This is a genomic window from Amycolatopsis sp. CA-161197 (genome assembly GCF_050942255.1).
GTDB lineage: Bacteria > Actinomycetota > Actinomycetes > Mycobacteriales > Pseudonocardiaceae > Amycolatopsis.
In genome coordinates this window covers 10,282,386-10,308,943 of the sequence record NZ_CP192059.1, presented here as the reverse complement: position 1 = coordinate 10,308,943, position 26,558 = coordinate 10,282,386, and the positions used below count along the sequence as shown (strand labels likewise).

Sequence of the window (26,558 nt, the reverse complement as noted above, 5' to 3'; positions counted from 1 at the left end):
CTCTCGTTTTTCAGACTTTTTGGGGGCTCATCACAGATGCCCGTGGATTAGGGACTTTGACACGGCGACGGTGTCGCAGCTGCTGGCCAAAAGTTGCCGCTGCTCTGACTAATGGCCGTGGCGCGCCCAGGACGGGCGCCAGCTGTCGCTGTCTTGTCGGCCGGCGAAGTCGGCTTCGAGGAAGGCGAGCAGCTCGGCCAGGTCGGGCTGCCGGTTGTCGGTACGCCAGATGACCCAAAGCGGGAAGACCGGTGTGGGGTCGACGATCGGGATTCGTCGAAGGTCGTAGTGCGCGGGCCAGAGATAGCGGGAGCCTTCGCCGACGAGGTTCGCGAGCGTCGCCGACTCGGCGATCTCGGTCACCAGCACCTCGGCCCCGAACGCAGGGCCCAGGACGTCGATGGTGATCCCGAAAGTGGCGGCGAGTTCGTCGTAGTAGGCCGAGACTTCGTCCCCGCTGGGCAGCCCTGGCATCCAGATCGGGTGATCGGCGAGCTGGCGTGGGGTCACAGACGGAGCATCTGCAAGCGGGTGCTTCGGGCCGACCAGCAGCTCGTGGCGGTCCTCGATGACCAGGGCGCTGGAGAGTCCCGTGCCTGAGAGTTGCCGGCTCGGGTCGGTCACGCCGCGGAAGGTGGCGTCGACGGTGCCGCTCGCGACCGCCGCGAGCGCCGCCTCGAGGTTGAGGTCGGCCAATGCGACGACGTTCAGGTCGAGCGCGCGGCGTTGCTGGTAGAAGGCATGCAGAAGCGTGGCCGGTGCCGTCCGCCGGTTCCGTACGTCGACTCGGAGCGCTCGGCGTCCGGGCATCACCGATGCGAGGGCGCGATCCTCGGCCTGGAGCAGCTCGCGGGCGTGCGGCAGGAACGCCTGGCCGTCGACCGTCAGCGTGGCGCCGCGAGGCCCGCGGGCGAAGAGAACCACGCCGAGCTCACGCTCGAGGGCACCGATGCGCTTCGAGACGGCCTGCTGGGTGACGCCCAACTCGTCGGCCGCGCTCTGGAACTGTCCTTCCGAAGCGACCTGGAGGAAGGTCCGTACCGCATCGAGATCCACACACTCACCGTAGTGGCACAACGGGGAGTTGTGGCGCGCCGCCAGATCGGTTGTTACCTCCCACGTCGCCACACGGGATTGCATATCCCGAGCAGTACGGACGGTTGTGGATACACGAGATGGAGGACCGACGTGGCACGCAGGAAGCTCGGGCGGCAGTTCGGATGGCTGTGGGCCGCGAACGCGGTCAGTGCCTACGGCTCCGGTCTCGGGTTCGGCGCCTTCGGCCTGATCGCCATCAGCGTCCTGCACTCCAGCCCCGCCGGCGTTTCCGCGCTCTCGTCGGCAAGCCTCATCGTCGGTGCCCTCGTCGCTGTCCCGACCGGGCCCTGGATCGAAACCCGACGCAAGCGGCCCGTCATGATCACGATGGACCTGCTGCGCTTCGCCGCGATGGCGACCATTCCGCTGGCCTACTGGCTCGGCTGGCTGACCTACGTGCAGCTGTTGCTCGTCGCAATCGTGGTTTCCGCTGCCAAGATCGGGTTCGCCACCGCCGGCGGCGCCTACCTGAAGTCGGTCGTGGCCCGCGACGACCTTCTGGCAGCCAGCAGCCGCTTCGAATCCACCTGGTGGAGCTCGATCGCGATCGGCCCGCCGCTGGGCGGCGCCGCGATCGGGCTGTTCGGCTACACCACCACCGTTGTCGCCGATGGCCTGAGCTACCTGCTCTCAGCGCTCGGCATCACCGCCATCGGCGGCCGCGAGCCGACTCCCGTGAAGGATGCGGCGAAGAAGGTCACCCTGCGGGATCTGCCGGACAGTTGGCGGTACCTGCTCAGCCACCCGCGGCTGCGTCCGGTATTCCTGAACCGCCTCGCCGTAGGCGGCCTCATCATGGCGCAGGAACCGCTGGTCGCGGTGCTCATGCTGCGTGACCTCCACTTCGCGCCGTGGCAGTACGGACTCGCCTTCGCCGTACCGTGCATCGGTGGATTCGTCGGCTCGCGCCTTGCCGGTCCGACAGTCGCCAAGTACGGCGAGCACAAGGTCATGTGGCTCGCGGCCATCGGCGCGGTCCTCTGGCCGATTGGACTGGCGTTCATTCCCACCGGCATCGCCGGACTGCTGCTGGTCATGGTCATCGAGTTCGGTGTCATCGTGCCGATGAGCCTGTTCAACCCGGTGGTCGCGACCTTCCGGCTCAAGCACATCGAGCACGAGCGACTCTCACGGACGCTGTCGGCGTGGCAGATCAGCAGCAGCCTCGCCACGGCCTTGCTCACGCTCGTCTGGGGCGTCCTGGCCGCGCTGACGTCGACGAGGATCGCGATCGGGCTGGCGGGCCTTCTGCTGATTGCCACGCCCCTGCTCCTGTTCCGGGCTGCGACATCGCGCGACAGCGCCCCTGCGCGCATCGGCGCACCTCGCGAGCGCCAAACGAGCCCGCTCATCACTGACGAGCTGTGACCACCCGCCATACGGCGGCGGGTCCGAAGGCAAGCCGCTGCTGATCGATGACGGCAGAGATCTTGTCAGTCCGGCGCGGTTGTGCTCAGGCCCGTGCGGGACTGGGCCAGTCTCCCGGGTTGCCGAGCGAACGCCTGGACGACCGGCCGTCAGTCGATGAGCTCGGGTTCCAGCAGGCTCATCAAGTACATGTCGTAGTACTTCCCATCGCTGCCGCGGAAACACTCGCGGTGCCGGCCGTCCTCCACGAAGCCCACCTTGCGGTAGACGTGGCGCGCGCGTTCGTTGTTGGCGACCACCCACAGGGCGATGAGGTGCAGGCGCATCACGTTGAAGCCGTAGCGGCACATCAGGCGCATGGCCTCGGTGCCGTAGCCGCCGTTCCAGTGGTCCTTCTCGCCGATGTAGATGTCGAGCTCGGCGCGGCCGATCTCGGGCTCGGCGTCGCGCAGGTCGATCACGCCGAGCAACGCGCCCGATGCCACCGACTCGATGCCGAGCACCACGTGCTCGTACGTGTTGACCTTGCGTTCCTCGCAGCGCTTGCGCACCTGGTCCAGGGAACGCGGGTGCGAGCCGGTCATGAACTGACCCACCTCGTCGTCGTGGATCCAGCGGTACAGCGACTCCGCGTCCGACGGCTCGAGCGCCCGCAGCCGCACCAGCTTGCCCGAGAGCACCGCTCCCCCTCACTCCCGCCGCAGCAGCAGGAAGTCCTCGACCCCGACGAGCCCGAGGAACTGGCGCACCCCGGGCGGCATCGGACGGCGGGATCCATCATGCACGAGCCGTGGATCGGTGACGCGCCATTTTTTGCCGCGCGTGACGAGCTCCGCGTGGCCCGCGGCCAGCACGTTCTTGACCCAGTCGGTGTCCGGGCCGTAGGTGAGGGCGACGACGAAGCCGTCGTCGGTGCGGAAGACGTTCAGCGGGGTGCGGAACTCCTTGCCGGACCGGCGGCCCTGGTGCACGACCAGGCCGAAGCCGGGCAGCCACCCGACGAACGGTCCCGTGACCCGGTTGGTCACCACGCGGTTGAAGTGGGCGAGACGTTCTGGCAGCACCATCTGCCCAGGGTAATCCAACGTCCGTGGAATTAGCGCGTTTTCGGCCCGGTGCGAGGCCGGTTCGTACGTCTGGTGGGATGTTCGCGGACGCCGGCACGACGCGGGGAGAAGAACATGTCGAACGACTGGCCGCTGCGACAGGACCCGGAGTCGCCCGTGATTTTCGCGCGGGCGCTGCTGGAAGACCCCGCGCAGCTCGCGTTCGTGGTCCTCGACGATGACGACGACTGGTTCATCAGCGACGGCGCCGAGTTCGACGAGGACATGGACGTCAACCGCGAGCAGTTCGGTGCGGTCCCGCTGCGCGAAGCCGTCGAGCTCATCCCGCAGCTCACGGCGCTGGCGTCGCTGCCCACCGGCATGGCGGCCGACTGGGACCCGGAGCGTTCGGCGTGGCTGCTGAGCTCCGTCGCCGACTCCGACGACGAGGCCGAGGACCGCGAGATCCGCGAAGCCCGCATCGCCGCGTGGCAGCACCCGGGCTCGCCGGTGGACGAGGTGCAACTGTCGACCGGGCTCACCGAGATCGTGACCGGGGGTGACGCGCCCGTACGCGCCGTGCGCCAGGTCGTGCGCGAGGGTGACGGCACGTGGCTCTTCGTGGGCTTCGAGGTGCCGGAAGCCGAGGACTTCGAGGTCGAGGGCCTGGAGCTGGAGCACGTGGTGAGCCTGTACCCGGACGTCGTGAACGTGCTGCAGGCCGCGCCGGGCCAGGTCTTCGACCGCGCGGAGCCGGGTGGCGAGTGGGAGCTCGTCGAGGGCTGAAGTTTTTCCGCGGCGATTGTCCTGGCGCGTTGGGGGCCGTTCGTCCTTAGAGTGTTAGCCGGCGAACGGCGCCGGTCCGGACACTCATCAGGAGCAGCCATGCCCACCTATGCCGCGCTCATCTACTCCGCCGACGTGGACCCGACGCAGCCGGAAGCCGCGTCGATGATGAAGGACTACAACGAGTTCGGCGCGGCCGCTGCGGCCGTGATCCGCGGCGGCCAGGCTCTGTACCCGACCGCGACGGCCACCACCGTCCGCGTGAACGGCGGCAAGGGCGGCGACATCGTGACCAGCGATGGCCCGTACGCCGAGACGAAGGAAGCCCTCACCGGCTTCTACCTCATCGAATGCGGCGACCTCGACGAAGCCGTCAAGGTCGCCGCGCAGATCCCGGCCGCGTGGGACGGCGCCGTCGAGGTGCGCCCGATCGTCGAGTTCTCGTGACGGTCGCCGGTGACACGCTGGCGCGGCTCATCCGGGATGAGGGGACCCGGGTGCTCGCCACGCTCGTGCGGGTCATCGGCAGCGTGGACCTGGCCGAGGACGCGGTGCAGGACGCCGTCGTGCGGGCGCTCGAAACGTGGCCCCGCGACGGCGTCCCGGACAACCCGCGGGCCTGGCTGCTCGTGACGGCGCGGCGACGCGCCGTCGACGTGCTGCGCCGCGAGGCCAAGCGCGTCGGGAAGGAGGCGGACGCGATGCCGCTCGCCGACGACGACCCGCCGCCCTCCGTGATCCGCGACGACCTGCTGCGCCTCGTGTTCACCTGCTGCCACCCGTGTCTGTCGGTGGACGCGCAGGTCGCTTTGTCGCTGCGGACACTCGGCGGTTTGTCGACCGCCGAGGTCGCGCGTGGACTGCGCCTGCCCGAGGCGACGGCGGCGAAGCGGTTGACGCGGGCGAAGCAGAAGATCGCGACGGCGGGGATCCCGTACCGCGTGCCGGCGGCCGAGGAGCTGCCCGAGCGGCTTTCCGGTGTGGCGGCGACGGTGTACCTGATCTTCAACGAGGGGTACGCGGGCGTGCGCGATCCGCTGGTCGACGAGGCCGTGCGGCTGGCGCGGCTGCTCGCGTCGCTGATGCCGGACGAGCCGACGGTGCTGGGGTTGCTGGCGTTGCTGTTGCTGCACGACGCGCGCCGGTGCACGCGCGTGGCCGACGACGGTTTGCCCGTGCTGCTGGCCGATCAGGACCGTTCGCTGTGGGACGCGGCCCTGATCCAGGAGGGTGTTTTGCTGGTGGGGCGCGCTTTGCGGCGCACGCCTTCCGCGCCCAACCCCTACGTGGTGGAAGCGGCGATCGCGGCTTGTCACGCCTTGTCGCCGACGTACGCGTCGACCAACTGGGACGCCGTGAGCTCTTGGTACGACGTGCTTTTCACCGTCCGCCCGAGCCCGGTGGTGTCACTGAACCGCGCGGCCGCGATCGCCGAACGTGACGGGGCCGCGGTGGCGCTGCCGCTCGTGGACGCGTTGGACGTGCTGGCGGACTACCCCTGGTGGCACGCGACGCGCGCGGAACTGTTGTGCCGCTTAGGAAACCTCTGCGAGGCTCGTGCCGCTCTCGAGCTCGCCGAGGAGACGGGCCTTGCCGGCGGCCACGCGGCTCTGCTGCGTCGCCGGCTGGGTGAATAGGGCGGTCTTGACACGTTCGCGGCCCGGCGCGTTCGATGGTGCCACGCCCTGCGGCCGGTGAACACGCCCGCGCCCAGGGCGCCCAACTTTCTTTGCAGAGGGGGCCACGATGGCCGAACACCCCAACGCGACGCTCATCCGCCGCGGCTACGCGGCCTTCTCCGCCGGCGACGTCGCGGCCCTGTCCGAGCTCATCGCCGCCGACGCCGTGCAACACATGCCGGGCCACAACGTCTTTTCGGGCGACCACAAGGGCCGCGACGCGATCCTGTCGATGTACGGCCAACTCGCCACCCGCAGCGACGGCACCCTCCGCGTGGCCCTCGAGGAGGTCTACGCGAACGACGACGAGGTCGTCACCGTCTACCACTCCACCGGCACCCGCGGCGACAAACACCTCGACACCCGCCACGCGCTCGTGTTCCGGATGCGCGACGGCCAAGCGGTCGACCTGCTGGACGTCTCCCAGGACGAATCCTCCGACGACGCCTTCTGGGCGTGATCACGATGTCCGTGCTCATGCTCCTCCGCGTCCCCGGCAACGGCGCCCAGTTCGAGAAGGCCGCCGCCTCCGACCCCGCCCGCATATCGACCATCATCGCCTCCGCCCGCGCCCACGGCCTCCAGTCCCACCATTTCTGGGCCGACGACAAGGACATCCTGGTCGTCGACGTCTGGCCGGACGAGGCCTCGTTCCAGGCCTTCTTCTCGTCCGAAAGCGACCGCATCGGCGCCCTCATGGCGGCAGCCGGCGTCACCACCCAGCCGACCGTGACCTTCTACCACAAACTGGACATCGGCGACGACGTGTGACTCTGTCTACTGTGGATCGACCCTCTTGGTGAGCTCCACCCAGGTTCCGGCCCACCCACTCGAGACGGCGATCTCTTCGAGGGCTCCGGTGGGGAGGAAGAGTTCTCTGAGGCGTTTTTCTGCTTCGGGGTCGCCTTGTCGGATGCGCTCTTTCAGGTGTTCCAGCTCGGTTATCGCGTCGCCGACGGAGCGGTAGCTGCTCCAGGCCGTGTCGTGCTCACCGGTGCGGAGGATGTGCACGAGGTCGTCGATGACTTCGCAGAGCTGCTCGCCACGCGTCATGGGAGGGATTAGGGTCTGCCCAGGGTCTGGTTGACACCTCACCTGTGAGGCTTCGGCCTCGCATGGAAGGATGTCACCGTGCCCAAGCCCTACCCCCGTGAGTTCCGTGACGACGTGATCGCTGTGGCCCGCCGCGGCGAGGTCCCGTTGAAGCAGGTCGCCAAGGATTTCGGGATCTCCGAGTCGTGTCTGGCCAACTGGCTGCGCGCGGCCGATGTCGAGGACGGCACCCGGCCCGGCGTGACCCGGGATGAGTCCGCTGAGCTGCGGGAACTGCGGAAGCGGAACCGGTTGCTGGAGCAGGAGAACGAGGTCCTGCGCAAGGCGGCGGCTTACCTGGCGCAGGGCAATCTGCCGGGAAAATAGTCTTCCCGCTCGTCCGTGACCTGGCTGCGGCCGGCGCCCCTATGCGGGTGCCGGTCGCGGTGACGTGCAGGGTGCTGGGGATCTCCCGGCAGGCCTACTACCAGTGGTGTTCGTCCCCGGTCTCGCAGCGGGACTGGGACGACGCGCATTTGATCAACGCCGCGCTCGAGATCCACTCCGATGACCCGGCCGACGGCTACCGGTTCATCGCCGACGAACTCGCCCGGCGCGGATTCACCGCCTCGGAGAACCGGGTGTGGCGGATCTGCTCGATGCAGCAGATCTTCTCGCTGCACGCCAAGAAGAAAGGACGTTCCCGCAAGGCGGGTCCGCCGGTGCACGACGACCTGGTCCGCCGGGACTTCACCGCCACCGCACCGAATACCAAGTGGCTGACCGATATCACCGAGCACCCCACCGGCGAGGGCAAGCTGTATCTGTGTGCGGTCAAGGACTGCTACTCCAACAAGATCGTCGGATACTCCATCGCCTCGCACATGCGGGCCTCACTCGCCGTCAGTGCGCTGCGCAACGCCATCGCGCTCCGAAACCCACGCGATGTCGTCGTCCACTCCGACCGCGGCGCCCAATTCCGATCGGTGCCCTACCAGCGCCTCCTGCACGCGCATGGGCTGACCGGGTCGATGGGGCGGGTCGGCGCCTGCGGTGACAACGCTGCGATGGAATCGTTCTTTTCGTTGCTGCAAAAGAATGTTCTCGACACCCGGAGGTGGCGCACGCGTGAGGAGCTCCGGTTGGCGATCGTGTCCTGGATCGAGACAAAGTACCACCGCAAACGCCGCCAACGCGCCCTGGGCAAGCTCACCCCAGTCGAGTTTGAGACCATCTACACCACCGCAGCAGCGGCCTGAGAAACAGCCAACTCCGGTGTCAACCGAAGTCTGGGCAGACCCTTATCCCCTGGTTGGTGGTGGCGGTGAAATAGCAGTGAGGGTGTTTCCCGGATTGTCGGAAAACACCCTCACTGCATTTGTGGAGCGGATGACGGGAATCGAACCCGCGTATTCAGCTTGGGAAGCTGATGTTCTACCATTGAACTACATCCGCAGTGCCTCGCCAGCTTACACGGGGGCGTGGTCCGTGTGTCCAGTGGGGCGTGGGTTGACGGCGCCGGGGGCAAGTGACAACACTTGTTGTCGGACGGGTGGCGACGCCGGAGGTGGATGTGGTGGACGACCCGGTGTTGTTCCGGCAGGGCGGGTTTCGGCTGGTCGCGCGGTTGCGCGGGGTCGAGGGGCTGCGCGCCGGGGATGAGCAGGTGCTGCGGCTCAGGGAGTTCGCGCAGCGGCAGGACGCGCCGGCGGATGCGTTGGTGGAGTGGTTCGGGCGGGATGCCGGGAATCGGGCGCGGTTCGAGCGGGCGTTGGTGCATGGGGTCGGCCCGGAGAGCGACGCTGAGCTGCGGGAGTTCATGGCGGGCGTCGAGGCGACGCCGTATTGGGTGGATCGCGCGAGGCTGGAGCGTGGGGCGCGGGCGATCACGCGCGCGGGGTTGCTGGGGCTGTTTCCGCTGGGTGACATGTCCTTGATGGGCGGATACCTGGCGTCACGGGCGACGAAGTCGTTGGTGGGGACCGGGGAGATCGAGTACCGGGCGCCGAAGCGGCTGGTGGAGACCGCCGCGTGGTGGATCGACGTCACCACGCCCGGGGCGATGGACCGCAACGCGGCCGGATTTCGGGCGGCGGTGCGGATCCGGCTGGTGCACGCCCACGTCCGGCGGGCGATGAACCAGCGCGAGGACTGGGACTACGAGCAGTGGGACCGGCCGGTCAACCAGGTCCAGACCGCGGGCACGTTGCTGCTGTTTTCGCTGGTCTACGTCTTCGGCACGCAGCTGCTCGGCCTCCGCTACACCGAGCGCGAGCGCGCGGACATCCTGCACCTGTGGCGCTACATCGGCTGGCTGATGGGCGTCGACGAGGAACTCCTCCCCGCCGACGAGGACGACGCCTGGCGCTTGCTCTGGCTTCTCGCCGCCACTGAGTTCATCCCTGACGATGACTCGAAACGCCTGGCCAAGGCCCTTGTCGAGAGCCATGCGGCGATTGGCGAGGGGCGCGGGGCTGCGGGGAAAGTGCTGGCGCACGTGAACGTGTCGGTGCACTCGGCGATCAGTCGGCTGGTGCTTGGCAAGGAGAACGCCGATTTCCTGGAGCTGCCGGATGACCCGGTCGCCCAGGCGGCGGTCGTGGCGGTGGCCGGGGTGAACTTCGCAGCGGAGACGGCCCGGCGGTTGATTCCGGGGGCGACGGCGTTGCAGGAGCTGCTCGGTGGGCTGGGGCGTCGGCGGTATTTGAAGCGAGTGCATGAGGTGTTCAAGGCGGATACGTCGTACGGGAGTGGCGAGCGCGCCGCCTGAGCTGCTGGTTCGGATTGGAACAACTGTCATCATCTGAACCAACCTGATCCAACCTGCTTCAAAGCAGACGTTAGGCTGCGTCCGTGCTGCTCAGTGACCGTGACCTCCGCAAAGAGCTCGATGCCGGCCGGCTCGGGATGGATCCGTTTGATGCCGCGATGGTGCAGCCGTCGAGCATTGATGTGCGGCTGGATCGGTTCTTCCGGGTGTTCGACAACAGCAAGTACACGCACATCGACCCGCAGTTGCAGCAGGACGAGCTGACCTCACTGGTGGAGAAGGAGGGCGAGGAGCCCTTCGTGCTGCATCCGGGCGAGTTCGTGCTCGGGTCGACCTACGAGATGGTCACGCTGGCCGACGACCTCGCCGGGCGCCTCGAAGGCAAGTCGTCGCTGGGGCGGCTGGGGTTGCTGACGCACTCGACGGCGGGCTTCATCGACCCCGGCTTCTCGGGGCACATCACGCTTGAGCTGTCGAACGTCGCGAACCTGCCGATCACGCTGTGGCCTGGCATGAAGATCGGCCAGCTGTGCATCTTCCGCCTGTCCAGCTCGGCGGAGTTCCCGTACGGCTCGAAGGAAGCGGGCTCCCGCTACCAGGGCCAGCGCGGTCCGACGCCCAGCCGGGCGTACAAGAACTTCCACCGCGTGGACACCTGGCGTTAGACCGGTATCCGGCCGTCCAGTCGATGCGGCGACCCGAGTGGTCCCACCTGGCGCCGGCTCGACGCTGGGTGCAGAGGGCGCCGCGGTGCGAGGCGGGGTCGGGAGTGCGAGAGGTGTCCGTGGACCTGGCGTCAGACCGGCGCACGCGTTGCCCAGTCGATATGGCAGCTGTGTGATCTGGGCGGTCGCACCTGACGTCGGGCTCGACGCTGGGGCCGAAGCGCGGGGCAGCGACCGCGTGAGTGCCTGGCGTTAGGCCGACACCGGGGCGGCCCAGTCGATGCGGTGGTTCCACATGAAGGCGTTGGGGTCGGCCCCGCCGGTGTTCTTCATGGCGCGGCGGATGAAGAAGTCGCGGGCGAGGCGGCCGAGGGGGCCCGGGGATTTGTCGTCGCCGTTGCGTTTTCCTTGGGCCACCACGGCTTCCACGCGGGAGCGGCGCAGGGACTCGAAGATCGGCAGTGCGGCGTCCGGGCTGAGGTCGCGGAGGCATTGGGCCAGGGTGACGGCGTCTTCGATGGCCATGGACGCGCCTTGGCCGGCGGCGGGTGAGGTGGCGTGGGCCGCGTCGCCGATGATGCCGATGCGGCCGCGGTGCCAGGTGGGCACGGAGGGGAAGTCGTAGGTGGGCCACGGGGCGTAGAGGTGGTCCGTGGCGGCGATGATGTCCGCGGCGCGAGTGCGGTCGCGGCGGACCAGGGCCAGCAGGTCGGCGCGCCACTGAGCGCCGCTCGGGACCGGTGACGACGGGGTCGGCTCGGTCGGGCGCGGGACGTTGGCGAACCACCACACCGAGCCGTCCGGGTGTACGACGTGTGCGAAGAACACCTTGCGGCCGAAGGCCATGTGCATCACGCCTGGTTCGTCGTCGATCCGCACGCCCTTGGTGAAGCCGCCGGTGTTGAGCAGGGGGACGTACCGCGGCGCCGGCGCGGCCGGGTCGAGGATCCGGCGCACGGTCGAGCGCAGTCCGTCGGCGCCGATCAGGAGGTCGCCGGACTCAGACGAGCCGTCGGCGAAGACCGCGGTGACCTCGGATGACGTCTGCGAAGCGTCGGTGAGCCGCCGGCCGAAGTCCGTGCGCACCCCGCGTCTGGCGGCCTCGTCGCGCAGCGCGACGTAGAGGTCCGAGCGGCGCACGGTTTGGCTCACCGTGCCGTCCGGCAGCGGGCCGCCCAGCGGGAACTCGGCCAGGCGCTTGCCGTCGCCGAGCCCGATGCTCATCCTCGGCGTGTCGAAGCCCAGGTCCTTGACCAGGTCTTTCAGCCCGAACGGCGCCAGTGCATCTAGCCCGTTCACGGCCAGCGTGAGGAACGCGCCGACCCCCTCGGCCGTGCGGTCGTACGCCTCGAACAGCACGGGCTCGTGGCCCACCTCGTGCAGCGCGATCGCCGTGATCGTGCCCGCGATGCCCCCGCCCGCGATCAACACCCGCGACATCCTTCGTCCCCTCGTATAGTTCCAGGCTGCGTATAGTTCGCAGACTCGAATATTTCGATACGTCGAATAATGCTGACGATCGAATGATGCGCTAGGCTGGCCGTCGTGTCAACCGAGCACGAGAAACTGGTCGACGAGCTGCTGCTCAAGTCGCGGGAGCTGTCCACGGAGACGGTCATGTTCCACACCGCGATCGCGATCCTGCGCGACCTCTCGGCGGTCGAGAGCAAGGTCCTCGACTACGTCGCGCGCCTCGGTCCGCTCACGCCGAAGGAGCTCGCGGAGTACGCGGGCCTGGCGCCGGCGTCGATCACCGCGCTGATCGACCGGCTCGAGCGCAAGCAGATGGTCACCCGCTCGCCGCACCCGGACGATCGGCGCAAGGTGCTCGTGGGCGTGGAGGAGGAGACGATCGAGCGCGCCGTGTCGCTGTGGGACCACATCGTGGCCGCGACGCGCGAGCTCGCGAACGACTACTCCGAAGGTGAACTCCGAACGGTGATCGGGTTCCTCGAAAAAGCCGCGGCGGTCACCCACGAGTCGACCTTGCGCATCACCCGTCGCTCGCTGGAGTGAGTTGCGGCCACGGCCGGGTTGGAAAACGCGATTCGTTCACCGGTTCGTGGAAAGCTCGCGGACATGGGCTCGGCCGGGAAACGTCTGCTCGCGGTACTCGGCCTCCTGGCCACGTTCGTCGTGCCCGCGCACGCGGAAACCGTCAAGGGATTGCAGCAGAATTACCACCAAGTGGTGTACGGCGATTTCCTCTACGCCGGCAACAGCGTGGTCGAGTGCACGCCGAGTGACGCCGACTGCGCGAAAGCCGCCAGTCGCGAGACGAAGAAGCCCGCCGGCGATTTCGCGCTGCGATGGTCCGATGTGGACTCCGACCCGAGCACGTTCGACTCCTCCACGGCGTCCGTCACGATCCCGCCCGGCGCGAAGGTGGCCTTCGCGCGGCTGAGCTGGGGCGGCACGAGGACGGGGTGCGCGAGCCCCGCCGGCGCGCCCAAGACGCAGGCCGTGCGGTTTTCCGTCGGCGCAGCGAAAGCCGACGTCACGCCCGGGTCGTACGCCGAGGACGCCAAGTTCTATTCCGCCTACGCCGACGTGACCGGTCAGTTCGCGACGGCCCCGACCGGCGCGCCCCTCACCCTCACCGCGGCCGACGTCTGGACCACCGCCGGGCGCGGGTGCGGTGGCGGCTGGTCGGTGGCGATCGTCTTCTCCTACCCCGCGCGCGACCCGCAGTACGCGCCGGCCAAGCGCGCGATCTACGTCTACGACGGCCACGTGCCGCAGAGCGCGAACGGTCCCGCCACGACCACCACCGTCACCGGGTTCCGCGCGGCCTCGGCCGACGCCCACGTCGGCGTGACCGCCGAAGGCGGCGACTGGGGCACGACCGGTGACCGCTTCCTCATCAACGACAAACCCGTCGCCGAACCCGGCACCGGCGCGTCCGACAACTTCTTCGTCGCCAGCACCGACAACGCCGCGAAACCCGCAGTCAAGAACACCTTCGGCATCGACGCTAAGGCGTTCAGCAGCGACGCCGTGCCCAGCGGCGCGACCAGCGCGAAGCTCGCGTTCAGCACCACCGGCGACGATTTCGTCGCGCAGAACCTCGTGTTCTCCGTGCCCGTGCCCGATCTGCAGCTCGTGACCCACGCCGATCCGCCGCGCGCGCACGCCGGCGACCAGGTCACCGTGACCGTCGGCGTCACCAACCCGAACGACACCGTCGCCACCGGCGTCGAGGTGACCGACGACCGCTTTCCCGCCTGCGCCAAGAAGATCGGCGAGCTCGCCGCGGGCACGACCACGGGTTACCAGTGCACGGTGACCGCGCCGGACGACGACGTCACGAGCGCCGCGAAGGTCACTGGCACCAGCACGCTCGGTGACGCACTCGACGGCAGCGCGACCACTCGCGTCGTCGTGGTGCACCCGGCGATCACGCTCGCGCAGCAAGTCGACAAGGCGGCTTATCGCGCCGGTGACCCCGTGACGTTCACGGTCACCGCCACCAATACCGGCGACGTCCCGCTGCACGACGTCGCCGTGACCGACGCGAAGGTCGGCGCGTGCGCGCGCACGATCGGGACACTCGCGCCGGGCCAGCACACCACCAGTACCTGCACGACCAAGGCGCCGGTCCCCGACACCAGCGCTTCCGTCGCCGGAACCGATCCGCTGGGCAAGACGGTGACCGCCGACGCCGACGTGAAAGTCCCTCTCATCGCGCCCGCGCTCGACGTCACCAAGACGGTGGACCCCGCCGTCGTCCACGCCGATGAGCCGGTGACCTGGACGATCACCGTGCGCAACACCGGCGACAGCCCGCTGAACCCCGTCGTCGTCACCGACGCGACCACGCCGGAGTGCTCGCGGACGTTCGGCGCGCTCGCCGCCGGCACGCGACAGAGCTTCCCGTGCAGGGCGAACCCCGCGCTGACCACGACGAACACGGTGACGGCGACCGGCACCGACCTCTCAGGGCAGCTCGTCACCGACACCGCGTCGGCTACGGCGAAGGTGATCCACCCGGCGTTGTCGCTCACGAAAACGGCCGCGCCGGCACAGGTGCGCGAAGGGGACCGCGTGACCTTCACCGTCACGCTCAAGAACATCGGCGACGCGCCGCTCGACGACGTCGCGGTGGCCGACGACCGCACCCCCGGCTGCGTGCGGAAGTTCGGGACGCTGGCACCGCAGGCCACGCAGACCTACCAGTGCGACTTGCTCGCGCCGGGCGGCGACTTCACGGATCCCGCCGTCGCGACCGGCAAGGACGAGCTGGGCAAACAACTCAGCGTGACGGCCGACGCGCCGGTCGACGTCATCCACCCCGCCGTCGCCGTCACGGAGTCCGCCGCGCCCGCGCAGGTGCGCGAGGGGGACCGCGTGACCTTCAGTGTCACGGTGAGCAACACCGGCGACGCCGAGCTGAACGCCCTCGCCGTGACCAGCACCGAGGTCCACGACTGCGCCAAACAGCTCGGAATCCTGGCACCACAAGCGAAACAAACCTTCACCTGCACCACGGTGGCCGGTAAGGACGGCTTCACCAACTCCGTGACAGCCACCGGAACCGACCCGACCGCCCGCACGGTCACGGCCTCGGCCGACGCGAAGTTCACAGTGCAGCACCCGGCTGTCACGCTCGCCACCACCGTCCAAGGTGGACCGTTCCGCGAGCACGACAGCGTGCCGCTCCAGGTCACCGTCACCAACACCGGCGACACCCCGCTCACCAAGCTGCACGTCACCACCGCAGCCCGCGCCGACGCCTGCACCCAAGACCACGACACGCTGGCACCCGGCGCCACTTGGACCTTCACCTGCACCACCACGGCGCCGGCCGACGACGTCACCGAATCGCTCACCGTCACCGCCACCCCGCCGGTGGGACCGGTCGTGACGGCGAGCGCCGAGACCGCCGTCGACGTGATCCACCCCGCCATCGCCGTCACGCAGACGGTAGCGCCGACGGTCACCCGGCCCGGCGAGCCGGCGACATTCACCATCACCGCCACCAACACGGGCGACGCCGAACTGCACGACGTCACCATCGAAGACCAGGCCGCACCCGAATGCGCCAAATCCGTCGGAACCCTGGCCCCCCAAGCAAAACAGACCTACACCTGCACCCACTCCACCGGCGACGACCTCACCAGCACCGCGAAAGCCACCGGCAGCGACCCGTCGAACCGCCCGGTCACCGCGTCCGCCGACGCGCACCTCGACGTGATCCACCCCGCCGTCACGATCACCCAGTCGGCCACGCCGCAGCAAGTGCGCCAAGGGGACCAAGTCACCTTCACGATCACCGTGGGCAACATCGGCGACGCTCCGCTCACCAAGATGTCCATTGTGGACGACAAGACCTCAGCCTGCGCCCGACCCGACGGCACCACCCTCGCCCCCGGCGCCACCGACCGCTACACCTGCACGACCCAAGCCGGCCCCGACGGCTACACCAACACCGCGAAGGTCACCGCCACCGACCCGCTCGGCGGCGCCGTCACCGCGACGGCCGACGCCGCGTTCACTGTCGTCCACCCCGGCCTCTCACTCACCCGCACCGTGCACGGCGGTCCCTTCCGCACCGGCGACGCCGTGACCACGACACTCACCGTCACCAACACCGGCGACTCACCCGTTGCCGCTGTGCGAGTCACCGACGACCAGACACCGGCCTGCGCCAAGACCTTCGACACCCTCGCCCCGGGCGCGAAGCAGTCCTACGACTGCACCTCACCCGCCCCGGCCGACGACATCGTCCTGACGGCCCACGTCACCGGCACCCCCACCACCGGCCCGCCGCTCACCGCGACCGCCGATGCGAAGATCGACGTGATCCACCCGGCGCTCACCGTGAAACCCGTTGCCGCACAACCCCAAGCCAGGCCCGGCGACGACGTCACGATCACCGTCACCGTCACCAACACCGGCGACACCCCGCTGACGAAGATCACCCTCACCGGCTGCCCCCACTCCGAGGACCAACTGGCCACCGGCGCCGCCGTCACCTACACCTGCACGATCAAAGCCGCGCCCGACGACTTCACCACCACCGTCAACGCCACGGCCAACGACCCGACGACCCGCCCCGTGACCGCGTCCGGCACCACGAACGTCGACGTGATCCACCCTGAGCTCGCGATCATGACCGACGCCGAGCCGTACCAAGTCCGCGAAGGCGACACGGTCACGTTCTCCGTGTTGGTGAAGAACGTCGGCGACGTGCCGCTCACCCAGGTGTCCGTTGTGGACGATCACACCGCCGCCTGCGCCCACGACGTCGCCGCCCTCGCGCCCGACGCGGAGGAGACCTACACCTGCACCACCGTCGCGGGTGAAACCGGCTTCACCAGCACGACCAAGGCCACCGCCGCCGACCCGACCCAACGCGCGGTGACGGCGTCGGCGCAGGCGTCGTTCGAGGTGCTGGAGCCGAAACTCACCATCGCGAAAACCAGCGCCGAAGGTCCCTTCGCGCCCGACGAGTCCGTGCGCTTCGACCTCGTCCTCACCAACACCGGCGACACCGAGCTGCACGACGTCCGCGTCACCGACTCGCAGGCCCCCGAGTGCGCGCGGATCTTCCCGACGCTGCCCGTCAACGGCATCCAGCGCTACCCGTGCACCACCACCGCGACCGGCTCGACCACCGACACCACCCAGGTCACGGCCACCCCGTCCCGCGGCGCGCCCATCACCACCACGGCAAGCAACCCCGTCCCCGTGATCCACCCCGGACTCACCGTCACCACCGCTCACCTGAACCAGCCCATCCGCTCCGGTGACCCCGTCACGTACCTGACCACCGTCCGCAACACCGGAGACGCGGAACTGCACGACGTGACCGTTCGCGCCACCGACCCGGTCTGCGCCTTCACGTTGCCCAACCTCGCGCCCGGCACCCAAACCCTCCGCGCCTGCACCCTCACGGCCACGACGACGGCCGTCACGAACACCACCGTCACCGCCCAAGACCCCGCCGGCCACCGGCTCACGGCAACCACCACCACGACCACCGACGTCCTCGGCTCGCACACGACACTCGAGCAGCCGGTCAAGGCGGTCCCCCGACCGGCCCTGCACGTCACCGAACAAGCCGACCCCACAGCCAACCCGGGTGACACCGTCACGTTCCTCGTCACCGCCGCCAACACCGGCGACACACCCCTCACGATCGACGGCCACCACCTCGACCCGGGCCGCCGGCGCGAATGGACCCGCACCGCCACCGCACCCCGCGGCGGCACGCTCACGGACGCCGTCGAGGTCACCGCTTACCCCGTCGGCACGGAACCGCTCACCGTCCGAGCCGCCGCCGCAGTGCGGGTCCTCGGCCCACGCGCGCGAACATCCGCGGAAAACGAACCCCTTCCCGGCCCCGATCCCGACTTCACCCTCTATGTCCTGCTCGGCCTGGCGCTCCTCGGCTCAGGCGCCCTTCTCCTGCGCGTCACGCGCGTGAGGTGAGTCTCCCGGCCTGCGCAGACGCATCACCGCACGTCGAGATTAGCTTGCGCCTGCACCAGGAAAACGACGCCGGGCAAAGATCATTTCCGACGCTTGATCAAATAAGGCACTGCGCCTTTCGGGGGTAACGGTCGTAATCGGTTCGTGATAGTTTCCTCGCCCGTGTCCCCCATTGGTGCGCGTGGTCGAGTGGTTTTGGTGTCACTGAGTGTCCTTCTCGGCGGTTTCTCCGCCGCTGGGGGGACAGTGTGGCTCCACGACAGACCCAGCGTGGAGACGCTCGGTAGTGTCGTCGCAGGTCAGTCCGACCCGCTTTCCGGCGTGCCGCCGGTCGATCCGTACGCGAAGCAGCCGTCTTCGTCGACCGGTGCAGGGACCCCCGCCCCGAACGGCGCGAGCGGCACCCCGACGTCCGGCTCCACCGCCCCCACAACGTCGACTTCAGCCGGCCCCAACCCGGCCCCGACGACCGCGCCCGACGCCCCGAACTCCGACACCCCCGCGCCCCCGAAGCTGCCGAGCACCCCGACGTCGACCACTCAGGCCCGGACCACGAACCCCTCGATGGCCGGCCAGGTCGTGGACCTCGTGAACGACGAGCGCGCCAAGGCCGGCTGCGACCCCGTCGCCGACGAGTCCCATCTCGACCAGGCCGCGCAGGACCACAGCCACGACATGTCGGCTCGCAACTACTTCTCGCACGACACCCCCGAGGGCAAGCACTTCGACGAGCGCATCCGCGACGCCGGCTACAGCAAGCCGGGCGCCGAGAACATCGCGAAGGGCGCCACGAGCGCGAAGCAGGTGATGCAGCTGTGGATGAACTCCAGCGGCCACCGCGCGAACATCCTGAACTGCTCGCTGACCAAGCTCGGCGTCGGCGTGACCACCGACGGCTGGTACTGGACGCAGGACTTCGGGTACTGAAACCCGGCTACGAATCCTCGATCGGCCGCGTGCTCAGGTCGCCGTAGCGCGCCAGCACCGTCGCCCGCAGGTTCGGATCCGACCGCGGCACGGGCTCGATGAACACCTCGGTGACGTCGTGGAACTTCTCGGTCAGCTCCCCCGCGATCCGCACGCAGGCGAACTCGACGTCGGCCGCCCCCAGCGAATCGTCGAAGTCCACGCGGGCGCACACCAGCACCTGGTCCGTGCCCATCAGCATCGTCTGCAGGTCGACCAGCGCCTCGATCTCCGGCGCCGACACGAGATGGTCACGCACCCCGCGCACGATCCGCGGGTCGGCCTGACGGCCCACGAGCAGGCCCCGGTTGGTGCGCCCCAGCAGGTACGCGACGCACGCGAGCAGCAGGCCGATGAGGATCGACGCGATGCCGTCCCACACCGACGAACCCGTGAGCTGGTGCAACCCGATGCCGGCGAACGCGAGCAGCAGACCGATCAACGCGGCCGAGTCCTCGAACAGCACGGTCTTCGGCGCGGGGTCGTCGATCATGCGCAGGTAGGTGAAGAACGAACGCCGCTCCTGGCGGGATTCCCGGCGCACCTGCCGGATCGCCTGCAGCCACGAAGTGCCTTCGAGGATGAACGCGATGCCGAGCACCGCGTAGCCGACGATCGGGTTCGTCTGGTCTTCGCTTTCGCCGAACACCGTGGTGAAGCCCTCGTACAGGGCGAACATCGCGCCGGAGGCGAAGATCGAGACGGCCGCGAGCAGCGACCAGAAGTAGCGCTCCTTGCCGTAGCCGAACGGGTGGACCCGGTCGGCCGGGCGTTCCGACCGCTTCAGCGCCGTGAGCAGCAGGACTTCGGTGATGGTGTCGGCGAAGGAGTGCGCCGCCTCGGACAGCATCGCGCCCGAGCCGGTGATGATCCCGGCGATCAGCTTCAGGATGGCGATGGCCAGGTTCACGCCGCCGGCCAGCAGCACCGTGAGGGTGCTCTCGCCGCCCGATTCCTCTTGCTCGCTCACGGCCAGAACACTAGCCGCGCGCGGACGTCAGAGTCGGTTGAGACCCGAAAGCACCCGCTGCATGAGCGCGATCGCCGAGCGGCCGTCCTCTTTGCGCTGCGGCGCGTGGATCGTCACGAGGCCGAGCTCGGCCAGGTCGTCGAGCAGGATGCGGGCGACGCCAAGGGGAACGCTCAGCGTGGCGGCCACCTCGGCCACCGACCGCGGGTACAGGCACAGCGACCGCACGATGCGGAACTCGCCCTTCACCTGCGGCGAGTTCCAGCGCGGGTCGCGGGCGTTGGCCTTCACGAGCGCCTCGACGGCGAGGTTGCGGCGGGAGCGCGTGCGGCCGCGGGTGAGGACGTACGGCCGGACGAGCGTCCGCGGGCCGGGGACCGGCGACGGGTCGGAGACCCAGCCGTCGCCCACCACGGGCTCGCCCGCGAACTCCTCGGGCACTTCGCTCGGCCAAACGGGTTCAGGGGTTCGGCCCGGGGCGACGCTCACTCGCCCGGAAGGCGGAAAGGGGGTGCCGGAGTGGCCGGTGTAACCAGGCCCGCTGTACCCGTTCACCACGTCGCGCCCCCTTATGTCGGTAGCCGAATTCGTTTCCCGCAAGCGGCGCCGGTCGCGAGGAACCGTAGATTACGCCCGTTGTCCTGTCTGTCATCAGCAATGTGACGAAGCCGGACCAGGGGTGCAGAAATTGTGCACGGAAAACGTTTTCGCGGGTAATTCGGTACGTGTGTACCTCTCGTGTCAAACGTTTACCGGAATTCGCCGGCGGGTCGCGAGACCCAACACGAGCAGGGCTGCGGCGACCAGGACCACCTGTTCGATCAGCGCCACCGGGTTGCCCGCGGCGGTCAGCAGACCGACCCAGCAGTACGTGACAATCGCGCCTGCTGCCAGTGAAAACGCGGGCGGATGCGAGCGCATGGCATAGCCCGCAACGGCCGCTTCGAGCGCCAGCATGAGCGCGACCGTGCCCCACGAATGGAGCAGTGCGGTCTTGTCCACCAGGTGGAACAGCGTGCTCGCCCCCAGTCCGACGGCGAACCCGCCCCAGGCCGAGCCGTGCTTGTCAAGGGTTCGGACGGGCAGCCGCAAGGCGAACACGACCAGTGCGCCGGCGACCACGGCCGCGCCGAGCAGCTGTCCGGGCGCCGCGAGGAACGCCGTCGTTCCCATCATGCGAGACACCAGGAACGTGCCCGCCGCACCGACGAGCAGCACCACCGTCCACGCCACCGTGCCCGGCCGGCGCAGCCACGGCTCGCGCCCGAAGCACGCGTCGGCGACCGCGATCGGCGCCGCGATGCTCCAGACCACGTGCAGGGTCAGCACGAAAACCGTCCACTGGCCACCGATGCCGAGTCCGGGCACGTGCGCGGGGCTCAGCAGGTCGAGGCCGAGGTAGTGCGGGTTGAACAACGTTTGCGTGAGCAGACCTTCTTCGACAACACCGAAGGCCAGCGCGAGGATCAGGATCGTCGGCCAGCCACGGCCGCGGCGGCGCGCGAGCTCGCGGACCAGCACCGCGGCGGAGCCGTACAACGCCACGAACATCGCGAACATGCCGAGCTGCTGTCCGAGCTCGGGCGGGCCGGCGAGGTACTGATCACCGAGGAGGAACTCGGCGACGAACGGCGAGAACAAGGCGAGTGCGGCGACCGCGGACTTGCGAAAGGGCATGAAGTGATCGTGTCGCTGTGCGAGCATTCGCACACGGGCCGTAAATCACGACTGTCCCCATGACAAATGTCGGGGCCGGGAACGGGCGAACGCCCCTTTCACGACCGTTGTTGATCGTGAAAGGGGCGTTCATTCGAGCTTGATACGGGCTATTTGTCCCCGTCCGGCAACGGGGTGCCGGTCGCCTTCTCGTCGGTCGGCAGGTCGGGCTTGCTCGTGACGTCGGCGTCCGACTCGCCCTCGAGCGAGGGCGCGCCCGCCGCCACGAGCGCCGGCTCGGGGTTGCGCTTCACGGCCGTGAGCAGCAGCTGAGCCACGTCCACGACCTCCACGCGCTCGCTCGCGAGGCCGTCGCTCTGGCGCGCGGTCACGCCGTCGGTGAGCATCACGCGGCAGAACGGGCAGCCGGTCGCGATCTTCGACGGCGCGGTGCCGAGTGCCTCGTCCACGCGCTCGACGTTGATCCGCTTGCCGATCTTCTCCTCCATCCACATCCGCGCGCCGCCGGCGCCGCAGCACATGGACCGGTCGCCGTGGCGCGGCATCTCGCGCAGCTTCGCGCCCGAAGCGCCGACGAGTTCACGCGGAGCGTCGTAGACCTTGTTGTGGCGGCCCAGGTAGCACGGGTCGTGGTAGGTGACGTCCTCCGCGACGGGCGCGACCGGCGTCAGGTACTTCTCGCGCACCAGGCGGTTGAGCAGCTGCGTGTGGTGCACGACGTCGAACTGGCCGCCCAGCTCCGGGTACTCGTTGGCGAGCGTGTTGAAGCAGTGGGCGCAGGTCACGACGACCTTGCGCGCCTTGCGCTCGCGGCCCTCGAACACCGAGTTGAGCACCTCGACGTTCTGCTGCGCCAGCATCTGGAACAGGAACTCGTTGCCCGCGCGACGCGCCGGGTCACCGGTGCACGACTCCTCCGAGCCGAGCACGGTGTACTTCACGCCCGCGATGTGCAGCAACTCCGCGACGGCCCGCGTGGTCTTCTTCGCGCGGTCCTCGAACGCGCCGGCGCAGCCGACCCAGAACAGGTACTCCGCGTCGCCCAGGTCGCCGTCGAACACCGGCACCTCGAAGTCGAGGTCCTCCGTCCACTGGAGACGGTCCTTGGCGTTCTGGCCCCACGGGTTGCCCTTGTTCTCCAGGTTCTTGAACATGCCGTTGAGCTCCGTGGGGAACGACGACTCGATCATCACCTGGTAGCGGCGCATGTCCACGATGTGGTCGACGTGCTCGATGTCCACCGGGCACTGCTCGACGCACGCGCCGCAGGAGGTGCACGACCACAGCATGTCCGGGTCGATCACGCCACGGTCGTCCGCGCCGCCGATCAGCGGCCGCTCCGACTCGGCCAGCGCCAGCACGTCGATGCCCGCGTGCGGGTTGTCGCCGGTCAGGCCGATCTCGTCGCCGGCCATGTCGCGCTTGCCGCCGGCCAGCAGGTAGGGCGCCTTCGCGTACGCGTGGTCGCGCAGCTGCGTGATCAGCAGCTTCGGCGAGAGCGGCTTGCCCGTGTTCCACGCGGGGCACTGCGACTGGCAGCGGCCGCACTCGGTGCAGGTGGAGAAGTCGAGCCAGCCCTTCCAGCTGAAGTCCTCGACCTTGCCGACGCCGAACGTGTCCTCGTCCGGATCGGCTTCCTCGAGGTCGAGCACCTTGCCCTTGCTCATCATCGGCTTCACCGCGCCGAGGGCGACGCCGCCGTCGTCCTCGCGCTTGAAGTAGATGTTGAAGAACGCGCTGAACCGGTGCCACGCGATGCCCATGGTCATCGTGCGGGCCACCACGATCAGCCACACCGTGGCGCTCATCAGCTTGATGAACGCGAACACGGACACGAGCGCGGCGCTGGCAGGCAGCGCGTGCGACAGCGGGTTGGACACGAAGGCGGCCCACGTCGGCGTCTCGTGCACGCCCATCGCGGCCTTCGCCGCGCGCACACCGATGATGCCGATGCCCTCGATGATCACCACGGCCTCGACGAAGTAGGCCCACTTGAAGTTCGAGCCCGCGAAGCGCGACTGCCGGTCGGCGCGGCGGGGGTGGTTGGCCTGGCGGATGAGCACCAGCCCGATGCCGCCGACGATCGTGGCCACGCCGAGCAGCTCCATGAGCAGGCTCCAGAGCGACCAGTCCTCGAGGACCGGCCAGCCCCACGTCGGCACGAACACCTCGCCGTAGGCCTCGAACAGCGCGAGCGACCCGATGAGGAAGCCCCACATCACCATCCAGTGCCAGGGCGCGACCTGACGGAACTTCGCCATGCGCGTGTGCGCGGCGAACTCCTTGATCAACGTGCCGAGCCGCGGCATGAACGGTCCGTTGCGCGTCGGGTCGGGCTGGCCCAGCCGGATCACCCGCACGAAGCGGGCGATGGTGGCGATGAACAATCCCCAGGCGACGATGCCCAGGAGGACCGAGATCCCCCCGAGCGTCAGCTCTACAGCGCCCATCGTCGGGTGCCTTTCGTCCGGTGTGGTGGTGCCGGTGCGTGTGCGCGGGTCACAGCCCCGGTGCCGAGCAGGGTAACGCTTCTTACTGATGGGTAACTGGTTGGCAGCGCCCAAGTCCCACCGATGTGGTGCACGCCTCGCTGGCTAATGAGACGATCGTTCAGGTAGTTTCGTACTCATGGGTGCTTACTTGTACCTCGCTTTGGCGATCGCCGCAGAAGTGACGGCCACCGTTTCCCTGAAGCTCTCCGAGGGCTTCACCAAAGTCCTGCCGTCCGTGCTGGTCGCCGTGGGGTACGGCGTAGCGTTCTTCGCACTTTCCCGCGTGCTGAAGTCGGGGTTGCCGCTCGGCATCGCGTACGCGGTGTGGGCCGCCGTCGGCGTGGCGCTCGTGGCGATCATCGGGGTCCTGTTTCTCAAGGAACCGATCAACCTGGTGATGGCCGGTGGGCTCGTGCTGGTGATCGGCGGGGTGGTGCTCATCGAGGTCGGGAGCAACCAGTGAAGATCCAGGTCGACGGTCGCAAGGCGCGCGGCGAGAAGCGGCGCGCGGAGATCATCGCGGCCACCCTGCGGGTGATCGAACGCGACGGCGTCGCCGGAGTCACGCACCGCACGGTGGCGGTGGAGGCCGACGTGCCCACCGCGTCGACGACGTACCACTTCGCCTCGCTCGACGACCTGCTCGTGGCCACGCTCATCTCCTGTGCGCGTGACATGGCCACCGAGGTCTACTGGATGATCGATCGCGCCCGTTCGCGCGGCAGCCGCGGCGCCGAGGAGGTGGCCGGCCTGCTCGCGGAGGCGCTCGGGCCGCGGCGCGGGCGCACGATGGCCGAGTACGAGCTGTACCTGCTGGCCGCGCGCAAGCCCGAGCTGCGCCCGGCCGCGCGGCGCTGGCTCGACGTGCTCACGTCCATGGTCCGCCATGACGACGAGGTCGCGTTCCGCGTGTTCCTCGCCGGCATCGATGGTCTGCTGATCCAGGGCCTGATCGACGACGAGCCACCCTCGGCCGACGAACTGCGGCCGGTCGTCGACTACCTCCTCAAACCACGCTGACTGTGCTGATGGTTACCAACCCGACCACAGTCACGGCGGGAACAGTCGCCGGCCGTTGTCAGGTCCGGTTGCGTACCCGCCTACTTTCGGCCGGATTGGTAACTTGCGGGACATGCGGATCGCAGGTGACTACGAACTCGACGACGACCCCGGCCGGCTCGACCTCGACGTGCTGTGGAAGTTCCTCTCCACCGAGGCCTACTGGGGCCGCTGGCGCACCCGTGATCAGGTCGAAGCGGCCATCGCCGGGTCCTGGCGCGTGGTCGGCGTGTACGAACGCGCCACCGGCCGCCAGGTCGGCTTCGCGCGGGCGATCTCCGACGGCGTGACGTCGGCCTACCTCGCCGACGTGTTCGTGGTCGAGGACGCGCGCGGTTCGGGGCTGGGCAAGGAAATCGTGCGGGAGATGATCGACAACGGCCCGGGCGCGGGCATGCGCTGGATGCTGCACACGGCCGACGCGCACGGGTTGTACCGGCAGTTCGGGTTCGGTGAGCACACCAAGGGCCGGTTCCTCGAACGTGAGGGGGCCAACCGCGAGGCGCTGCGGTAGACCGGTCGGTCGAATTTTCAGTTGTCCTTGGCGGACAACAACTTCGAGAAGTGCGCGGCTCCGGCGCGCGCGGCGCGTTCGAGGTCCGAGCGGCGGTCGGCGAACTGGTGCACCGGCACGGAGAACGCGACGGCGCCCGTCACGCGCTGCTGGGTGTCGAGCACCGGGGCCGACACGCACGCGAGCTGGGGCTGGAACTCCTCGATCTCCAGCGCGATCCCCGAGCGCGCCACGGTTTCGAGCTCAGTTTCGAGATCGCGGGCCGTCACGCGGGTGCGGTCGGTGAGGCGGGGCATGCCGGCGCCGGCGAGGTAGTCGCGGCGCTCGCGTGCGGGCAGCGACGCCAGCATCACCTTGCCGAACGCGGTGGCGTGGGCGGCTTCGTGGAAGCCGAAGTCGAGCGGCTGGGCGCGCGGGAACTCGGGCGAGTCGGCGACGGCCGCGACGACGACGTCGGTGTCGCGGAAGACCGTGTAGTACGCGGGCGCGCTCACGCGCAGGTGCAGCTGGTGCAGGCCGTCGCGCAGCTGGTGGTCGACGTCGAGCTCGCCGAGCAGGCTGTGGTAGAGACCGCCGACCTTGTAGCCCAGGCCGAACCCGCGGCCGTGGCCGAGGCGGATCAAATAGCCTTCGTGGACCAGCGTGTTGAGCAGGTGGTAGGTGGTCGAGAGCTTGTAGCCGGCGCGCCGGGCCACGGCCTTGGCCGCGATGCCGTCGCCGGCGCCGGCCACGATCTCGAGCACGCGCAGCGCCCGCTGCGCCGAACCGATCAGCCCGCTGGGTTCCTTCTCGGTGGTGTCGTCGTCGGAAAGCGGCAGGGCGGGTTCGGACACAGCGGCACCTCCGTGAACCGTTCGGCAGTGAACGGGCGATCACATGCGCCCTCCACCATACGTGCTCCGAACGGCTCAAGCGGAGCCCCCGGTCGGCAACGATTCCGACGCCGTCTTCGGCGCTCACGCTGATCGTCACCCGGCTTCACCCGGTGAGATCAGTGCAGGT

General features: G+C 68.9%; 25 protein-coding genes and 1 tRNA gene. 15 read left to right on the top strand and 11 right to left on the bottom strand.

The features are described 5' to 3' along the window. Window positions 1–108: 108 nt before the first annotated feature. Complete coding sequence (locus ACQPXB_RS48850) at window positions 109–1,056, bottom strand: LysR family transcriptional regulator (protein ID WP_432848898.1); 948 nt, start codon at window positions 1,054–1,056, stop codon at window positions 109–111. Window positions 1,057–1,188: 132 nt separating this feature from the next. On the opposite strand from ACQPXB_RS48850, the gene ACQPXB_RS48845 reads away from it, so the two are divergent. Further along, the gene (locus ACQPXB_RS48845; protein ID WP_432848896.1) at window positions 1,189–2,466 is read left to right on the top strand and encodes an MFS transporter; all 1,278 of its coding nucleotides are present in this window, start codon (window positions 1,189–1,191) and stop codon (window positions 2,464–2,466) included. A gap of 149 nt (window positions 2,467–2,615) precedes the next feature. Here the strand turns inward: ACQPXB_RS48845 and ACQPXB_RS48840 are convergent, their stop codons facing one another. Both ACQPXB_RS48840 and ACQPXB_RS48835 read right to left on the bottom strand, forming a co-directional pair. Then, complete coding sequence (locus tag ACQPXB_RS48840) at window positions 2,616–3,146, bottom strand: GNAT family N-acetyltransferase (RefSeq protein ID WP_432848894.1); 531 nt, start codon at window positions 3,144–3,146, stop codon at window positions 2,616–2,618. A gap of 9 nt (window positions 3,147–3,155) precedes the next feature. Next, a complete protein-coding gene (locus ACQPXB_RS48835; protein WP_366580135.1) occupies window positions 3,156–3,533 on the bottom strand; it encodes a nitroreductase family deazaflavin-dependent oxidoreductase in 378 nt (125 codons plus the stop codon). A 114-nt stretch (window positions 3,534–3,647) separates the two neighbouring features. Between ACQPXB_RS48835 and ACQPXB_RS48830 the strand changes: the two genes are divergently transcribed. The 5 genes from ACQPXB_RS48830 (at window position 3,648) to ACQPXB_RS48810 (ending at window position 6,748) form a co-directional block, all read left to right on the top strand. After that, window positions 3,648–4,298: a hypothetical protein gene (locus tag ACQPXB_RS48830; RefSeq protein WP_432848891.1), complete on the top strand. Its 651-nt coding sequence runs from the start codon at window positions 3,648–3,650 to the stop codon at window positions 4,296–4,298. A 99-nt stretch (window positions 4,299–4,397) separates the two neighbouring features. Further along, window positions 4,398–4,745, top strand: a complete 348-nt coding sequence (locus ACQPXB_RS48825; protein ID WP_432848890.1) for a YciI family protein — start codon at window positions 4,398–4,400, stop codon at window positions 4,743–4,745. Then, entirely contained in the window at window positions 4,742–5,935 is a 1,194-nt protein-coding gene (locus ACQPXB_RS48820) for an RNA polymerase sigma factor (RefSeq protein ID WP_432848889.1), read from the top strand. Before ACQPXB_RS48825 ends, ACQPXB_RS48820 begins: the two co-directional genes overlap by 4 nt. A gap of 109 nt (window positions 5,936–6,044) precedes the next feature. Next, complete coding sequence (locus ACQPXB_RS48815; protein ID WP_366580143.1) at window positions 6,045–6,437, top strand: nuclear transport factor 2 family protein; 393 nt, start codon at window positions 6,045–6,047, stop codon at window positions 6,435–6,437. Next, entirely contained in the window at window positions 6,434–6,748 is a 315-nt protein-coding gene (locus ACQPXB_RS48810; RefSeq protein WP_432848887.1) for an antibiotic biosynthesis monooxygenase family protein, read from the top strand. Before ACQPXB_RS48815 ends, ACQPXB_RS48810 begins: the two co-directional genes overlap by 4 nt. A gap of 6 nt (window positions 6,749–6,754) precedes the next feature. On the opposite strand, the gene ACQPXB_RS48805 is transcribed toward ACQPXB_RS48810, so the two are convergent. Next, entirely contained in the window at window positions 6,755–7,030 is a 276-nt protein-coding gene (locus ACQPXB_RS48805; RefSeq protein ID WP_432848886.1) for a hypothetical protein, read from the bottom strand. Window positions 7,031–7,108: 78 nt separating this feature from the next. Between ACQPXB_RS48805 and ACQPXB_RS48800 the strand changes: the two genes are divergently transcribed. Continuing rightward, window positions 7,109–8,268 (top strand): IS3 family transposase gene (locus ACQPXB_RS48800; RefSeq protein ID WP_432848885.1). Its coding sequence is split into 2 segments (ribosomal slippage): window positions 7,109–7,387 and window positions 7,390–8,268, totalling 1,158 coding nucleotides; the frame shifts between segments, so codons are not numbered across the junction. 122 nt (window positions 8,269–8,390) lie between these two features. Here the strand turns inward: ACQPXB_RS48800 and ACQPXB_RS48795 are convergent. Next, a tRNA-Gly gene (locus ACQPXB_RS48795) sits at window positions 8,391–8,464 on the bottom strand. Between the two features lie 118 nt (window positions 8,465–8,582). Between ACQPXB_RS48795 and ACQPXB_RS48790 the strand changes: the two genes are divergently transcribed. Beyond that, entirely contained in the window at window positions 8,583–9,779 is a 1,197-nt protein-coding gene (locus ACQPXB_RS48790) for an oxygenase MpaB family protein (RefSeq protein ID WP_432857168.1), read from the top strand. A gap of 83 nt (window positions 9,780–9,862) precedes the next feature. Further along, entirely contained in the window at window positions 9,863–10,444 is a 582-nt protein-coding gene (gene dcd / locus ACQPXB_RS48785) for a dCTP deaminase (RefSeq protein ID WP_366580153.1), read from the top strand. 252 nt (window positions 10,445–10,696) lie between these two features. Here dcd and ACQPXB_RS48780 read toward each other — a convergent pair whose 3' ends face one another. After that, a complete protein-coding gene (locus ACQPXB_RS48780) occupies window positions 10,697–11,884 on the bottom strand; it encodes an FAD-dependent oxidoreductase (RefSeq protein ID WP_432848883.1) in 1,188 nt (395 codons plus the stop codon). A 105-nt stretch (window positions 11,885–11,989) separates the two neighbouring features. Here ACQPXB_RS48780 and ACQPXB_RS48775 point away from each other — a divergent pair, with 105 nt between their 5' ends. The 3 genes from ACQPXB_RS48775 to ACQPXB_RS48765 all read left to right on the top strand — a co-directional run bounded on the left by ACQPXB_RS48775 (window position 11,990) and on the right by ACQPXB_RS48765 (window position 18,805). Further along, entirely contained in the window at window positions 11,990–12,460 is a 471-nt protein-coding gene (locus tag ACQPXB_RS48775) for a MarR family winged helix-turn-helix transcriptional regulator (RefSeq protein ID WP_366580157.1), read from the top strand. Between the two features lie 63 nt (window positions 12,461–12,523). Continuing rightward, window positions 12,524–17,878 (top strand): DUF7507 domain-containing protein, encoded by a 5,355-nt coding sequence (locus ACQPXB_RS48770; RefSeq protein WP_432848881.1) that lies wholly within the window; start codon window positions 12,524–12,526, stop codon window positions 17,876–17,878. A gap of 270 nt (window positions 17,879–18,148) precedes the next feature. After that, window positions 18,149–18,805, top strand: coding sequence for a CAP domain-containing protein (locus tag ACQPXB_RS48765; RefSeq protein ID WP_432848879.1), 657 nt, complete (start codon window positions 18,149–18,151; stop codon window positions 18,803–18,805). A 7-nt stretch (window positions 18,806–18,812) separates the two neighbouring features. Here the strand turns inward: ACQPXB_RS48765 and ACQPXB_RS48760 are convergent, their stop codons facing one another. The 4 genes from ACQPXB_RS48760 to ACQPXB_RS48745 all read right to left on the bottom strand — a co-directional run bounded on the left by ACQPXB_RS48760 (window position 18,813) and on the right by ACQPXB_RS48745 (window position 23,941). Continuing rightward, window positions 18,813–19,814: a cation diffusion facilitator family transporter gene (locus ACQPXB_RS48760; RefSeq protein WP_432848877.1), complete on the bottom strand. Its 1,002-nt coding sequence runs from the start codon at window positions 19,812–19,814 to the stop codon at window positions 18,813–18,815. A gap of 27 nt (window positions 19,815–19,841) precedes the next feature. Then, on the bottom strand, window positions 19,842–20,255 hold the full coding sequence (locus ACQPXB_RS48755) for a DUF742 domain-containing protein (RefSeq protein WP_432848875.1): 414 nt from the start codon (window positions 20,253–20,255) through the stop codon (window positions 19,842–19,844). 300 nt (window positions 20,256–20,555) lie between these two features. Then, window positions 20,556–21,491, bottom strand: a complete 936-nt coding sequence (locus ACQPXB_RS48750; protein WP_432848873.1) for a hypothetical protein — start codon at window positions 21,489–21,491, stop codon at window positions 20,556–20,558. 149 nt (window positions 21,492–21,640) lie between these two features. Further along, window positions 21,641–23,941: a (Fe-S)-binding protein gene (locus ACQPXB_RS48745; RefSeq protein ID WP_432848871.1), complete on the bottom strand. Its 2,301-nt coding sequence runs from the start codon at window positions 23,939–23,941 to the stop codon at window positions 21,641–21,643. Window positions 23,942–24,119: 178 nt separating this feature from the next. On the opposite strand from ACQPXB_RS48745, the gene ACQPXB_RS48740 reads away from it, so the two are divergent. From ACQPXB_RS48740 to ACQPXB_RS48730, 3 genes are all read left to right on the top strand, one after another. Next, window positions 24,120–24,446: a DMT family transporter gene (locus ACQPXB_RS48740; protein WP_366580175.1), complete on the top strand. Its 327-nt coding sequence runs from the start codon at window positions 24,120–24,122 to the stop codon at window positions 24,444–24,446. Next, the gene (locus tag ACQPXB_RS48735) at window positions 24,443–25,003 is read left to right on the top strand and encodes a TetR/AcrR family transcriptional regulator (RefSeq protein ID WP_364054429.1); all 561 of its coding nucleotides are present in this window, start codon (window positions 24,443–24,445) and stop codon (window positions 25,001–25,003) included. Before ACQPXB_RS48740 ends, ACQPXB_RS48735 begins: the two co-directional genes overlap by 4 nt. A gap of 112 nt (window positions 25,004–25,115) precedes the next feature. Further along, window positions 25,116–25,556 carry a GNAT family N-acetyltransferase gene (locus tag ACQPXB_RS48730; protein WP_366580178.1) on the top strand — a complete coding sequence of 147 codons (441 nt, stop codon included), beginning with the start codon at window positions 25,116–25,118 and terminating at the stop codon, window positions 25,554–25,556. A gap of 17 nt (window positions 25,557–25,573) precedes the next feature. Here the strand turns inward: ACQPXB_RS48730 and ACQPXB_RS48725 are convergent, their stop codons facing one another. Next, complete coding sequence (locus ACQPXB_RS48725; RefSeq protein ID WP_366580180.1) at window positions 25,574–26,389, bottom strand: IclR family transcriptional regulator; 816 nt, start codon at window positions 26,387–26,389, stop codon at window positions 25,574–25,576. Window positions 26,390–26,558: the final 169 nt, after the last annotated feature.